The following is a 12729-nucleotide window of genomic DNA, read 5'->3' on the forward strand; positions in this document are numbered from 1 at the left end:
AAGACCATGAGTTCCAACGATTCCCTCGCACGCCTTGCCGATGTGATTGAAAGCCGCAAGCCTGCCAACGGCGGCGATCCCGACAAGAGCTATGTCTCGCGCCTGCTGCACAAGGGGCCGGATGCGTTCTTGAAGAAGATCGGCGAGGAGGCCACCGAAGTCGTCATGGCGGCCAAGGATGTGGACCACGGCGCCGACAAGTCCAAGCTGGTTTACGAAGTGGCCGACCTGTGGTTCCACTCCATGGTGGCCCTGGCCCACTATGGCCTCACGCCTGCCGATGTTCTGACCGAGCTGGAGCGCCGCGAGGGCACCAGCGGCATCGAGGAAAAAGCCTTGCGCAAGGTGGTTGCGCGCACTGCCGAAGAAGGGACCCCATGAACGACATCATCGATGTGCAAAGCAATGAGCAAAAGGCCCAGGGCCTGAAGAACATCGGCTGGGTCAGCTATGTGCTGCACCTCATCGTGGCCGTGGGGGCTGTGCTGCCAGGCGCGCAGGCCAGTGCGCTGTTGCTGGTCATTGCGCTGGTGATTGACTTGGTCAAGCGCAGCGATGCCGAGGGCACCTGGCAGGCCAATCATTTCTCCTGGCGCATCCGCTCGACGATCTGGGCTGGTGTTCTGTATGTGGTGACCGCGCCCCTGTGGCTGCTGCTGATTGCGCCGGGCTGGATTGCCTGGGGGCTGATCTCGCTGTGGTTCCTGTACCGCATCGTGCGCGGCATGCTGGCCATGAGCAAGAACCAGGCGGTGGATGCCTGAACCGACGGCGTCCCTGTCGCACTTGTCATCCCTGCCACGGCTGAACCTGGCCCTGCAGGGTGGGGGCTCCCACGGTGCGCTCACCTGGGGTGTGCTGGATGCCTTGCTGGAGGATGGCCAGTGGCAGTTTGATGGCGTGAGCGGCACCAGCGCCGGCGCGATGAATGCCGTGGCCATGGCGCACGGCTTTGCCAAAGCCGCGCAGGAGCACAAAGACCCGCACGAAGCGCACCTGGCCGGTTGCGTCCAGGCGCGTGAAACGCTTACCCGGCTGTGGGAGGGCGTGGGCACGCTGGGCAGCCTGATGTGGGGCTCGCCCCTGTCGGCCGCCAACCCCATGATGGGGCTGATGCGCCAGTGGCTCTCGCCCTACCAGACCAATCCGCTCGACATCAACCCGCTGCGCCGCCTGCTGGAGCGCGAGGTGGACTTTGACCTGCTGTGCACTGTGCGCCGCGCCAGCGCTGCGGCGGGCGGGCCCAAGGTGTTTGTGTGCGCCACCAACGTGCGCACCGGGCGCGGCGAAATCTTCTCTGGCCCCCGGCTGAGCGCGGATGCCGTGATGGCGTCGGCCTGCCTGCCAGCGCTGTTCAAGGCCGTGGAAATCGACGGTGAGCATTACTGGGACGGCGGCTATTCGGGCAACCCTGCGTTGCACCCGCTGATCTATCAGACCGAGACCTCCGACATCCTGCTTGTGCAGATCAACCCCATCGAACATCTGGATCTGCCCCACTCTGGCCAGGAAATCATGGAGCGCATGAACGAAGTCACCTTCAATGCCAGCCTGCTGGCCGAGTTGCGCGCCATCGAGTTCGTGCGCCGTCTGTTGGCCGAGGGCAAGCTGGATGCGCGCCGCTACAAGAGCGTGCGCATGCACCGCATCGACGGCGGCGCCGTGCTGGAGCCCTTTGGCGCCGACAGCAAGGCCCGTGCGGACATGGCCTTTGTGCGCAAACTCTTCGCACTGGGTCGCACGGCCGGGCAGGAATGGCTGCACGCGCACCGCAAGGATGTGGGTGTGCGGCCCACCATCAAGATCGCTGACAATGCGTGAAGCCCCCTGTGTCGCCCGTGGCCTGGCAAAGCCGGTTCCACGGTGGCACTGGCCTTGCTAGCTGTTAACTCGTTTCGATACTTTTCCCATGCACGATCCGAACTGCCTCTTCTGCAAAATCATCGCAGGCCAGATTCCTTCGAAGAAGGTCTATGAAGACGAAGAAATATTCGCCTTCCACGACATCCACCCCTGGGCGCCGGTGCACTTTCTGATGGTGCCCAAGCTGCATATCCCTTCGATGGCGCAGGTCACCGAGGAACACGCGGGTGTGCTGGGGCGCATGATGGCGCTGGCGCCGAAGCTGGCAATGGAGCAGGGCTGCAACCCGTACCCGGAGGGTGGCTTTCGCGTCGTGGTAAACACGGGGCTTGAAGGTGGGCAGGAAATCCACCACCTCCATATCCATGTGATGGGCGGTCCCCGTCCGTGGCTCAAAGGCTGAACCAGGCTGACGGGTCGTGCAGGGAGATTCCCGCAGTTCTGCTTGGGCTGTGAACTCCTGTCACGCCCCCCGTCTAAAATGATTGCAATTCGTTAGGAGATATTCCATGGGCTCTTTTTCCATCTGGCACTGGCTGATCGTGCTGCTGATCGTCGTCATGGTGTTCGGCACCAAGAAGCTCAAGAACATGGGCTCCGATCTCGGGGGCGCCGTCAAGGGCTTCAAGGACGGCATGAAAGACGGTTCGGCCGACGCGGCAGCCACCACCACCCCACCCGCAGGCCAGGTTGCCAACAACCCTGCGACCGACAAGACCACCATCGATGTCGAAGCCAAGCAAAAGAGCTGAGCGGGCTGTTCCCGCTGGCACCCGCACGCTTTGCGCTTGATCCATGATTGATATTGGCCTGTCCAAGATGGCGCTGATCGGCGCGGTGGCTCTTATAGTCATCGGACCCGAGAAGCTCCCCCGTGTGGCCCGCACGGTGGGCACCCTGCTGGGCAAGGCCCAGCGTTACGTGTCCGATGTGAAGGCCGAGGTCAACCGGTCCATGGAGCTCGACGAGCTCAAGAAAATGAAGGACACGGTGGAGAACGCCGCACGCGATGTGCACAACTCCATCCAGACCAGCGCCAGCGAGTTCGAAAAGGACTGGGCCGAGGCTACCGACACCGCCAGCTCGGCGTTGCAGGACCAGACCGCCGTCGTGCCGGCTTACAAACACCCCGGCAAGAACTGGCGCCTCAAGCGGGGTGCGGTGCCCCAGTGGTACAAGGCCCGAAGCGGTGTGCGCACCAAGGCACAGTCCGGCGCGGCCCGTGTGGCGCGTTTCCGTCCCCGTAAATTCCATTGATGCAGCAGCCACCAGCGCACCGCGCGCTGCATGGGCGGCCCTGACGCCCACGAAAACCCAACATGTCCGAAACCCCTTCCAAAGAAGACGAGCTGGCCGGTACCGAGCAGCCGTTTGTGCAGCACCTGATGGAGCTGCGCGACCGGATGGTCAAGGCCATCATTGCCATCGCGATTGCGGCGGCGATTTTGTTCTTCTTCCCTGGCCCTGGCGCGCTGTATGACTTTCTGGCGGCGCCGCTGGTGGCCCACCTTCCCAAGGGCGCCACGCTGATCGCCACGTCGGTGATCTCGCCGTTCATGGTGCCGCTCAAGATCTTGTTGATGTCGGCCTTTTTGCTGGCACTGCCGTTTGTGCTGTGGCAGGTGTGGGCCTTTGTGGCGCCTGGCCTGTATTCGCACGAAAAGAAGCTGGTGCTGCCGCTCGTGATCTCCAGCACGCTGCTGTTCTTCATCGGGGTGGCGTTTTGCTACTACCTGGTGTTTGGCCAGGTGTTTGCGTTTATCCAGAGCTTTGCGCCCAAGAGCATCACCGCCGCGCCAGACATCGAGGCCTACCTGAGCTTTGTGCTGTCGATGTTCCTGGCGTTTGGCTTGTCCTTCGAGGTGCCGATTGCCGTGGTGGTGCTGGCCCGCATGGGCATCGTGAGCGTGCAGAAGCTGCGGGAGTTTCGTGGCTATTTCATCGTGATCGCCTTTGTGATCGCTGCCATCGTCACGCCGCCCGATGTGGTGTCGCAGCTGTCGCTGGCGATCCCCATGTGTCTGCTGTACGAGGTGGGCATCTGGGCGGCGCAGATCTTCATCAAGCACACCAAAGCCCCGGAAGAGGGTAGCGAGCCCGCCTCCAACGCCTGAAGGTTGAGTTTCTCGTGAAAATGAGCTCTAGCGCTTGTTGGATAAGCGCTCCAAGCTATATTTTTAATAGCTGACGGGTCGCATCAGCGGCCATGTCGCAGTGTTCTGCGCGCAGCCCCTAAAAACTGGCGCGTGCCCAATACCAGTGCCACCGCGGAACCGGCTTTGCGAGGCCGCTGGAGGCGTCTCCCTTTGGGGAAAACGCGCAGCGGCTCAGAGTAGGCTTACCGCCTCACATTGCGCTGAGGCTTGGGACGCACGCCGGGGCTGATGCTCAGTTCCACCATCTTGTCGCCACGCTGCACGTTGAATGGTGCCGCAGTGCCGGGCTTGAGCCCCGCCACGGCGGTCAGCAACTCGGACACATTGCTCACCTTCCTACCTTCAACCCGCACGATCACATCGCCGGGCCGCATGCCCGCCTGGGCGGCGGGGCCGTCCTGCAGCACGCCGGTGATGATCACGCCCTCGGTGGCTTTCACGCCGAAGGTTTCTGCCAGTTCGGGTGAGAGTTCGTTGGGCTCCACGCCAATCCAGCCGCGTGTGACCTGGCCGTCCTGCACGATGCCATCCAGCACCATGCGGGCCGTAGACACGGGGATTGCAAAGCCGATGCCCATGCTGCCGCCCGAGCGCGAGTAGATGGCCGTGTTGATGCCCATGAGGTTGCCATTTACATCCACCAGCGCGCCGCCCGAGTTGCCGGGGTTGATGGCCGCATCGGTCTGGATGAAGTTCTCGAAGGTGTTGATCCCGAGCTGTGTGCGGCCCAGCGCGCTCACGATGCCGCTGGTCACCGTCTGGCCCACGCCAAACGGGTTGCCGATGGCCAGCACCTGGTCGCCCACGGCGAGTACGTCCGAGTTGCCCAGCACGATGACGGGCAGCTTGTCGAGTTCGATCTTGAGGATGGCCAGGTCGGTGTCAGGGTCGGTGCCGATCACGCGGGCGCGGGCGCGGCGGCTGTCGGTCAGCGTCACTTCGATCTCGTCGGCGCCTTCCACTACGTGGTTGTTGGTCAGGATGTAGCCGTCGGGGCTCACGATCACCCCGCTGCCCAGCCCGGCCTGCGCCTGGGCACCCTGGTCGCCAAAGAAGAACTGGAACCAGGGGTCGTTGCTGCGCGGATGGCGCACGGCTTTGCTGGTGTTGATGCTGACCACCGCCGGCGCCGCCTGGCGCGCCGCAGCGCTGAAGCTGCCCGCCGCAGGTTGCGCATTGGCCGGGGCAGGGGGTGCTTCGAGCAGCGCAATGCCCGCGCCGGAGCGTGTGGTGGCGCCGCGGCCCAGCCAGCTCGGCTGCAGGGTGGCGACAACGAAGTAGGCCGCAACGAACACCGTGACGGCCTGCGAGAACAACAGCCAGATGCGTTTCATGAAATTCTGTACAGGTGATGGGCTGGAGAAGGGGTGGCGGGCGGTGCGCATGCCACGGCTGCCTCCCGGAGAAAAGCATTGTCCCCCATGTGTGGGCGTGGGCCACGCGCGACAATAGCTGCATGAGCATTTCCCGCACCAAACTTTTGCAGGCGTTTGACAGCCTGCTGCAACCCGAGCGCTTCAAGGACTATGGCCCCAACGGCTTGCAGGTGGAGGGCAAGGCCGAGATCAGCCGCATCGTCAGCGGCGTGACGGCCAGCCGCGCCCTGATCGACGCGGCCATTGCTGCCCAAGCGGATGCCATCTTCGTGCACCATGGCCTGTTCTGGCGCGGGCAAGACGGCCGGGTGACGGGCTGGATGAAGCAGCGTTTGCAGTTGCTGCTCGCGCATGACATCAACCTGTTTGCCTACCACCTGCCGCTGGATGCCCACCCGGAGCTGGGCAACAACGCCCAGCTAGGCCGGGTGCTGGGGCTCGTGGCCGACGCGCGGTTTGGCGAGAGCGACCTGGGTTTTGCCGGGCCTGCCGCGTTTGCCGATGGGCAGGCCCTGGCAGACCATGTCGCGCAGGCCCTGGGCCGTGCCGTCACCTGGGTGGCGCCGGAAGGCGCTGCTGCGCAGCGGCCAGTCTGCCGCGTGGCCTGGTGCACAGGAGGCGCGCAGGGCTACTTCGAGGCGGCGATTGCGGCTGGGGCCGACGTGTTCATCACCGGCGAGATTTCCGAGCCCCAGGCGCATCTGGCCCGCGAGATGGGGGTGGGTTTTATCGCAGCAGGGCACCACGCGACCGAGCGTTATGGCGCACCAGCAGTGGCGGCGCAGGTTGCAGGGCAGTTGGGTCTGGGCCACCAATTCATCGAGATCGACAATCCTGCCTGATCGCTGGTAGCCTGGGTTTTAGCTATAAAAATAATAGCTACTTGCGCTTATCAATAAAGCGCTAGGGTCACTTTTTATCTGAAATCAAACTTCCATGAAGCCTCTCGCCATTACCCAGGGTGATCCTGCCGGCATCGGCCCCGAAATCGTGGCCAAGGCCTTTCGCGATGCGCCAGCCGATTTGGTGGGTTGCTTCGTGGTGGGCGATGTCGCCACCTTGCGGCGTGCGGCCCAGGCCATCGTGCGGCCCGGCGTGCCCATGGTACCCGTGGCACAGATTGCTGCGCCCGCCGATGTGCTGGACGTGCCGCCCCGCTGTGTTCCGGTGTTGCAGTTGCCAGGCATTCCTGGCCCGCAGCCCTGGGGGCAGGTTAGCGCCGCCGCTGGCCGTGCCGCCGCAGACAGCGTGGTCTGGGCCGCCCGCGCGGCGCTGCGGGGCGAGGTGGCGGGGCTGGTCACGGGGCCCTTGCACAAGGAGGCCTTGGCGGCAGCGGGCGTGGCATTTCCGGGCCACACCGAGCTGCTGCAGGCCGAGGCCGCCGCGCACCAGGGGGTATCGCTGGTGCAAATGCCCGTGCGCATGATGCTCGCCAGCGACGAGCTGCGTACGGTGCTGGTCAGTATCCACATGTCGCTGCGTGATGCCATTGCGGCGGTCACCACGGACAACGTCCTGCAGACGTTGCAAATCACGCACGCTGCCCTGGTGCGCAGCCTGGGGCGGGCGCCGCGCATCGCGGTGGCGGGGCTCAATCCCCACGCGGGCGAGGGCGGGCTGTTCGGTAACGAGGAAGCCGAGGTGATTGCGCCGGCCATCGCCGCTGCGCGCGCGCAGGGGCTGGATGTACAGGGGCCCTTCGCTCCTGACACGGTGTTCATGCGCGCGCGCAGTACGCCCCATCGCGCTGGAGAGTTCGACGTGGTCATTGCCATGTACCACGACCAGGGGCTTATCCCGGTGAAGTACCTCGGGGTGGACAAGGGGGTGAACGTGACCCTGGGCCTGCCCCTGGTGCGCACCAGCCCCGACCACGGCACCGCGTTTGACATAGCGGGGCAGGGTATTGCCGATGCTGCAAGCCTCATCGAGGCCGTGCGCATGGCGCGGACCCTTTGTGGATGAAACAGTCCCATGGCGCTGTGGCTAAGCGCAAAAACAAAAAACTATCAATTCGATAGCGGATTGTTGAGGGATGGGGCTTCAAACTGGCGCGCCCCGAGCCAGCAGCCACCGCGCATGGGCCACTCCGCCCCGCTGGCGGCGTCCCCCTTCAGGGGGAAGGCGCGTAGCGACTCAAAGGGGCGTTATTTTTTCAAGCTATCTCTGATCTCGCGCAACAGGACGATGTCTTCGGCGGGCGCGGCTGGGGCTTCGGGGGCTGGCGCAGGGGCTTCGCGCTTGAGGCGATTGATCTGCTTGATCATCATGAAGATGATGAACGCCAGAATGATGAAGTTGACGGCCACGGTCAGGAAGTTGCCATAGGCAAACACCGGCACGCCCGCCTTCTTGAGGGCATCCAGCGTCATGGCCGTGCCCGGTGGCACGGACCCCAGCACCACGAAGAGGTTGGAAAAGTCGAGTTTGCCGAACACCAGCCCCACCACCGGCATGATCAGGTCGGACACGACCGAATCCACAATCTTGCCGAACGCCCCTCCAATGATCACGCCGACGGCAAGGTCGATCACATTGCCCTTGACCGCAAACTCCCTGAACTCCTGCATCATCCCCATGGTGTGCTCCTTGTTTGAATGGTGATGCCTGAGTATTGCCCGGCGCGGTGCCCTGTCAAGACAGTCACCCACTTTGAAATAACCATTTTCACTCCGCTACAATTCGCGGTTGACCCAACAATAGCGATGTTTACCGAGGATCCCCATGAGTGACACACCAGTCGACACCAGTAAAAGGACGTGGCTGATTGCGTCCGGATGTGCCGGTGCCGCTGGCGGAGTGGCAGTTGCAGTGCCTTTCGTCAGTAGTTTTCAGCCTTCGGAAAAAGCCAGAGCGGCCGGTGCCGCTGTAGAGGTGGACATCTCCGCCCTTCAGCCCGGCGAAAAGCTGACCGTTGAATGGCGTGGCAAGCCTGTGTGGATCCTGAAGCGCACTCCCCAGCAGCTGGAGTCTCTCGCTCAGACGGAATCGCAGCTGGCCGATCCCAAGTCGGATCGCAAGACGTACCCCACCCCCGAGTACGCCAAGAACCAGCACCGTTCGATCAAGCCGGAAGTGTTTGTGGGCGTGGGCATCTGCACCCACCTGGGTTGCTCGCCCGGAGACAAGTTCCAGACCGGCCCACAGCCCTCGCTGCCAGACGACTGGCACGGTGGCTTCCTGTGCGCCTGCCACGGCTCCACGTTCGACGTGGCTGGCCGGGTCTTCAAAAACAAGCCGGCGCCTGACAACCTGGAAGTGCCGCCGCACATGTACCTGTCCGACACGCTGCTGTTGATCGGCGAAGACAAGAAGGCCTGAGGTAAATCGACATGGCTGAATTCAAGGAAATCTCCCCCAACGCCTCGGCAGGCGCCAAGGTCACGAACTGGTTCGAGAACCGCTTCCCGACCGCTTTTGACGCCTACAAGGTGCACATGTCGGAGTACTACGCTCCGAAGAACTTCAACTTCTGGTACATCTTCGGCTCGCTGGCCCTCGTTGTGCTGGTGATCCAGATCGTGACCGGCATCTTCCTGGTCATGCACTACAAGCCCGACGCCAGCCTGGCGTTTGCTTCGGTCGAGTACATCATGCGCGATGTGCCCTGGGGCTGGCTGATCCGCTACATGCACTCCACAGGCGCCTCAGCGTTCTTTGTGGTGGTGTACCTCCACATGTTCCGTGGCCTCATCTACGGCAGCTACCGCAAGCCGCGCGAACTGGTCTGGATCTTCGGCTGCGCCATCTTCCTGTGCCTGATGGCCGAGGCCTTCATGGGCTATCTGCTGCCCTGGGGCCAGATGTCGTACTGGGGCGCCCAGGTGATCGTGAACCTGTTCGCTGCCATTCCCTTCATTGGTCCTGATCTGGCCTTGCTGATCCGTGGCGACTTCGTGGTGGGCGATGCGACGCTGAACCGCTTCTTCAGCTTCCACGTGATCGCCGTGCCTCTGGTCCTGCTGGGTCTGGTGGTTGCCCATTTGCTGGCGTTGCACGACGTGGGTTCCAACAACCCCGATGGCGTGGAAATCAAGGGCCCCAAGGCGCCCAAGGATGCCAATGGCAAGCCGCTCGATGGCGTGCCTTTCCATCCCTACTACACGGTGCACGACATCTTCGCGCTGAGCATGTTCCTGATGGCGTTCACGGCCGTGGTGTTCTTTGCTCCTGAGTTTGGTGGCTACTTCCTGGAGTACAACAACTTCATCCCGGCCGATCCGCTGGTGACGCCGTTGCACATCGCGCCGGTCTGGTACTTCACACCGTTCTACTCGATGCTGCGTGCCATCACGACCGAGATGATGTACGTTCTGGTGCTGTGTGTGCTGGCGGGTGCTGCCTTTGGTGTGTTCAAGGCCAAGTTGCCCAGTTTCATCAAGGCCGGTATCGCCGGTGCCGCCGTCGTGGCGGTGGTGCTGATGCTGTCGATCGACGCCAAGTTCTGGGGTGTGGTGGTGATGGGTGGTGCCGTGATCATCCTGTTCTTCCTGCCCTGGCTGGACCACAGCCCGGTGAAGTCGATCCGCTACCGTCCCGACTGGCACAAGTACCTGTATGGCGTGTTCGTGATCATCTTCCTGATCCTGGGCTACCTGGGTGTGCAACCCCCTTCGCCCATTGGCGAACGTGTGTCGCAGGTGGGTACGCTGTTCTACTTTGGGTTCTTCCTGCTGATGCCCTGGTGGAGCCGTATTGGCGAGGCCAAGGCCGTGCCTGACCGCGTGACCTTTGTGGCGCACTGAGCCCCAGGAGATAACAACAATGAAGAAAATCATCCTCACGCTGGTGGCCGCCCTGGGTCTGGCTGCTGGCTCTGCACTGGCTGCGGGCGGTGGCATTCCGCTGGACAAGGCCCCCGTCAAGACGAACGATCTGGCGTCGCTGCAAAATGGCGCCAAGGTTTTCGTCAACTATTGCCTGAATTGCCACTCTGCAGCGTTCATGCGGTTCAATCGCCTGAAAGACATCGGTTTGACCGATCAGCAGGTCAAGGACAATCTGCTGTTCACTACGGACAAGGTCGGCGAAACCATGAAGGCGGCGATTGATCCCAAGCAGGCCAAGGCCTGGTTTGGTGCCAATCCCCCCGATCTGACCGTGATCGCCCGTTCGCGTGCTGGCGCGGGTGGTTCGGGTGCGGATTACCTGTACACCTACCTGCGTACTTACTACCGCGACGAAACCAAGCCGACCGGCTGGAACAACCTCGTGTTCCCCAACGTTGGCATGCCCCACGTGTTGTGGGAGCTGCAGGGTGATCGCCGCCCAGTGTTTGAAGAGCACGAAAGCCATGGTCACAAGACCCAGGTTTTCAAGGGTTGGGAGCAGGTCAGGCCTGGTCTGATGACCCCGCTGCAGTACGACCAGACCGTGGGTGACCTGGTGAACTACATGCAGTGGATGGCAGAACCCGCGCAAAACACCCGCAAGCGCGTGGGTGTCTGGGTGCTGATTTTCTTGGGTGTGTTCACGGTGATTGCCTGGAGGCTCAACGCAGCCTTCTGGAAAGATGTGAAGTAACGCGCGCAGCAGTCAATTCCATTGAAAGCACCCTTCGGGGTGCCTTGGTTTTTTTGCAGAGTGGGCGCTTTTGGCGTCCCACTCTTTTGATTTTTAGGAGCCTCCCACCATGATGGTGCTTTACTCGGGTACGACCTGTCCCTTCTCCCACCGCTGCCGTTTTGTCTTGTTCGAAAAGGGCATGGACTTTGAAATCCGCGATGTGGACCTGTACAACAAGCCCGAAGACATCAGCGTGATGAACCCCTACGGCCAGGTTCCCATTCTGGTCGAGCGCGATCTGATCCTGTACGAGTCGAACATCATCAACGAGTACATCGACGAGCGCTTCCCCCATCCCCAGCTGATGCCCGGCGACCCCGTAGACCGCGCCCGTGTGCGCCTGTTCCTGCTCAACTTCGAGAAGGAGCTGTTCGTGCACGTGAACATCCTGGAGTCGCGCGCGACCAAGGGCAACGAAAAGGCGCTGGAAAAGGCGCGTGCGCACATCCGTGACCGCCTGACGCAGCTGGCTCCTGTGTTCCTCAAGAACAAGTACATGCTGGGCGACAACTTCTCCATGCTCGACGTGGCCATTGCCCCGCTGCTGTGGCGCCTCGACTACTATGGCATCGACCTCAGCAAGAATGCAGCTCCGCTGCTCAAGTATGCAGAACGCATCTTCTCGCGCCCTGCGTACATCGAGGCGTTGACCCCATCCGAGAAGGTCATGCGCAAGTAACTTGCGGCCTGCCCCGCTCCCTATCCACAGCAGTTGCCTTTCACCTTCATGACCGCACAGGAATCCACGTCCACACGCCCGTACCTCATTCGTGCCTTGTACGAGTGGTGCACCGACAACGGGCTGACGCCGTATGTGGCGGTGCGTGTCGATGATTCGGTGCAGGTGCCGCGTGAATACGTGAAGGATGGTGAGATCGTCCTGAACATCAGTTTTGATGCGACGAGTGCCTTGCAACTGGGCAACGATTTCATCGAGTTCAAGGCCCGGTTTGGCGGCAAGCCGCGTGAGATCCTCGTGCCGGTGGGGAGGGTGATCGCCATTTATGCCCGTGAAAACGGGCAGGGTATGGCGTTTCCACCCCCGGTGGATGTGCTTGCTGGTGGTGCAGCTGCTGCCGGGGCCATCGCTCCCGTGCTGGCAGAAGCGGTGTCTTCTGAAGATGCTTCTGCTGCAAGTGGAGCGCAAACTTCCGAGGACCGCGTGGTGCAGCTGGTATCTGCGGATGACGGCAGGAAAGATGGCGACGAAGGGGGTGACGCGCCGCGACCACCTCCGGCTGCGGGTGGCGCTCGGCCATCGCTCAAGCGGGTGAAATAACCGCCCCTTGTTTTTTTGAGGCTGCTTTTTCCACGATAAAATGCAGCCTTCGCCGGTTTAGCTCAGTTGGTAGAGCACCCGCCTTGTAAGCGGTAGGTCGTCAGTTCGATTCCGACAACCGGCACCAGTTTTCTCCTGTTCCTCCCCGCATTCCCTGATCCTGGCGTTGACCGTCAGGTTTGAACTTTCAGGCGAATCGCGTTAACCTCCCACCCCCGGCTGCGCAAATGCGCCTGCAAAGCAGGCAGCAGTTGGCGTATTTTTGCCGCGGCGGCATTGCTTTTGACCAGCAGGCACCAGGAGTCTCCATCAATGGGGCCGGCCTGGATCGCTGGGCGCAGCGCCGCAGGAATCAGCATTTCAATGGCCTTGAGCCGATCACTGGAGTCGCGTGTCAGCGCTGTGAGCTTGGCCAGCGTGGGAGAGTCCTCGCTGGCTTGCTGCAGGGTGACGGCGTAGTGGCGGCGGTTCATGGTGTGCGTCTTCGGGC

The 12729-nt window shown here is 62.3% G+C and carries 17 protein-coding genes and 1 tRNA gene; 15 read left to right on the plus strand and 3 right to left on the minus strand.

The features are described from left to right. The first annotated feature begins 6 nt into the window (after window positions 1–6). The 7 genes from C8C94_RS23515 to tatC all read left to right on the plus strand — a co-directional run bounded on the left by C8C94_RS23515 (window position 7) and on the right by tatC (window position 3977). Window positions 7–381, plus strand: coding sequence for a phosphoribosyl-ATP diphosphatase (locus C8C94_RS23515; RefSeq protein ID WP_121423050.1), 375 nt, complete (start codon window positions 7–9; stop codon window positions 379–381). Continuing rightward, window positions 378–764: a hypothetical protein gene (locus tag C8C94_RS23520; RefSeq protein ID WP_121422438.1), complete on the plus strand. Its 387-nt coding sequence runs from the start codon at window positions 378–380 to the stop codon at window positions 762–764. The genes C8C94_RS23515 and C8C94_RS23520 overlap by 4 nt, the downstream gene beginning before the upstream one ends. Further along, window positions 757–1821, plus strand: a complete 1065-nt coding sequence (locus C8C94_RS23525; protein ID WP_121422439.1) for a patatin-like phospholipase family protein — start codon at window positions 757–759, stop codon at window positions 1819–1821. The genes C8C94_RS23520 and C8C94_RS23525 overlap by 8 nt, the downstream gene beginning before the upstream one ends. An 88-nt stretch (window positions 1822–1909) precedes the next feature. Beyond that, window positions 1910–2266 (plus strand): histidine triad nucleotide-binding protein, encoded by a 357-nt coding sequence (locus C8C94_RS23530; protein ID WP_055399213.1) that lies wholly within the window; start codon window positions 1910–1912, stop codon window positions 2264–2266. Between the two features lie 106 nt (window positions 2267–2372). Beyond that, window positions 2373–2615, plus strand: a complete 243-nt coding sequence (gene tatA / locus C8C94_RS23535) for a Sec-independent protein translocase subunit TatA (protein WP_055399211.1) — start codon at window positions 2373–2375, stop codon at window positions 2613–2615. Between the two features lie 43 nt (window positions 2616–2658). Beyond that, entirely contained in the window at window positions 2659–3120 is a 462-nt protein-coding gene (tatB, locus tag C8C94_RS23540) for a Sec-independent protein translocase protein TatB (protein WP_055399209.1), read from the plus strand. Window positions 3121–3182: 62 nt separating this feature from the next. Continuing rightward, the gene (gene tatC, locus C8C94_RS23545) at window positions 3183–3977 is read left to right on the plus strand and encodes a twin-arginine translocase subunit TatC (protein WP_121422440.1); all 795 of its coding nucleotides are present in this window, start codon (window positions 3183–3185) and stop codon (window positions 3975–3977) included. Between the two features lie 224 nt (window positions 3978–4201). On the opposite strand, the gene C8C94_RS23550 is transcribed toward tatC, so the two are convergent. After that, window positions 4202–5353, minus strand: coding sequence for a S1C family serine protease (locus tag C8C94_RS23550; protein ID WP_121422441.1), 1152 nt, complete (start codon window positions 5351–5353; stop codon window positions 4202–4204). Window positions 5354–5475: 122 nt separating this feature from the next. On the opposite strand from C8C94_RS23550, the gene C8C94_RS23555 reads away from it, so the two are divergent. Beyond that, window positions 5476–6237, plus strand: a complete 762-nt coding sequence (locus tag C8C94_RS23555) for a Nif3-like dinuclear metal center hexameric protein (RefSeq protein WP_121423051.1) — start codon at window positions 5476–5478, stop codon at window positions 6235–6237. Between the two features lie 94 nt (window positions 6238–6331). Continuing rightward, window positions 6332–7360: a 4-hydroxythreonine-4-phosphate dehydrogenase PdxA gene (gene pdxA, locus C8C94_RS23560; protein ID WP_121422442.1), complete on the plus strand. Its 1029-nt coding sequence runs from the start codon at window positions 6332–6334 to the stop codon at window positions 7358–7360. A 182-nt stretch (window positions 7361–7542) separates the two neighbouring features. On the opposite strand, the gene mscL is transcribed toward pdxA, so the two are convergent. Next, window positions 7543–7974, minus strand: a complete 432-nt coding sequence (gene mscL / locus C8C94_RS23565) for a large conductance mechanosensitive channel protein MscL (RefSeq protein ID WP_055399204.1) — start codon at window positions 7972–7974, stop codon at window positions 7543–7545. A 145-nt stretch (window positions 7975–8119) separates the two neighbouring features. Between mscL and petA the strand changes: the two genes are divergently transcribed. The 6 genes from petA to C8C94_RS23595 all read left to right on the plus strand — a co-directional run bounded on the left by petA (window position 8120) and on the right by C8C94_RS23595 (window position 12366). Next, complete coding sequence (gene petA / locus C8C94_RS23570) at window positions 8120–8716, plus strand: ubiquinol-cytochrome c reductase iron-sulfur subunit (protein ID WP_055399203.1); 597 nt, start codon at window positions 8120–8122, stop codon at window positions 8714–8716. A gap of 11 nt (window positions 8717–8727) precedes the next feature. Further along, window positions 8728–10140 carry a cytochrome bc complex cytochrome b subunit gene (locus C8C94_RS23575; RefSeq protein WP_121422443.1) on the plus strand — a complete coding sequence of 471 codons (1413 nt, stop codon included), beginning with the start codon at window positions 8728–8730 and terminating at the stop codon, window positions 10138–10140. A gap of 19 nt (window positions 10141–10159) precedes the next feature. Further along, window positions 10160–10918, plus strand: a complete 759-nt coding sequence (locus C8C94_RS23580; protein WP_055399199.1) for a cytochrome c1 — start codon at window positions 10160–10162, stop codon at window positions 10916–10918. 109 nt (window positions 10919–11027) lie between these two features. Further along, window positions 11028–11639: a glutathione S-transferase N-terminal domain-containing protein gene (locus C8C94_RS23585; RefSeq protein ID WP_007854512.1), complete on the plus strand. Its 612-nt coding sequence runs from the start codon at window positions 11028–11030 to the stop codon at window positions 11637–11639. A gap of 48 nt (window positions 11640–11687) precedes the next feature. Further along, on the plus strand, window positions 11688–12239 hold the full coding sequence (locus C8C94_RS23590; RefSeq protein ID WP_121423052.1) for a ClpXP protease specificity-enhancing factor: 552 nt from the start codon (window positions 11688–11690) through the stop codon (window positions 12237–12239). Between the two features lie 51 nt (window positions 12240–12290). Then, window positions 12291–12366 (plus strand) — tRNA-Thr (locus C8C94_RS23595). 46 nt (window positions 12367–12412) lie between these two features. Here the strand turns inward: C8C94_RS23595 and C8C94_RS23600 are convergent. Beyond that, window positions 12413–12712 (minus strand): hypothetical protein, encoded by a 300-nt coding sequence (locus C8C94_RS23600; protein WP_055399197.1) that lies wholly within the window; start codon window positions 12710–12712, stop codon window positions 12413–12415. Window positions 12713–12729: the final 17 nt, after the last annotated feature.

This window comes from Acidovorax sp. 94 (assembly GCF_003634645.1).
GTDB lineage: Bacteria > Pseudomonadota > Gammaproteobacteria > Burkholderiales > Burkholderiaceae_C > Acidovorax > Acidovorax facilis.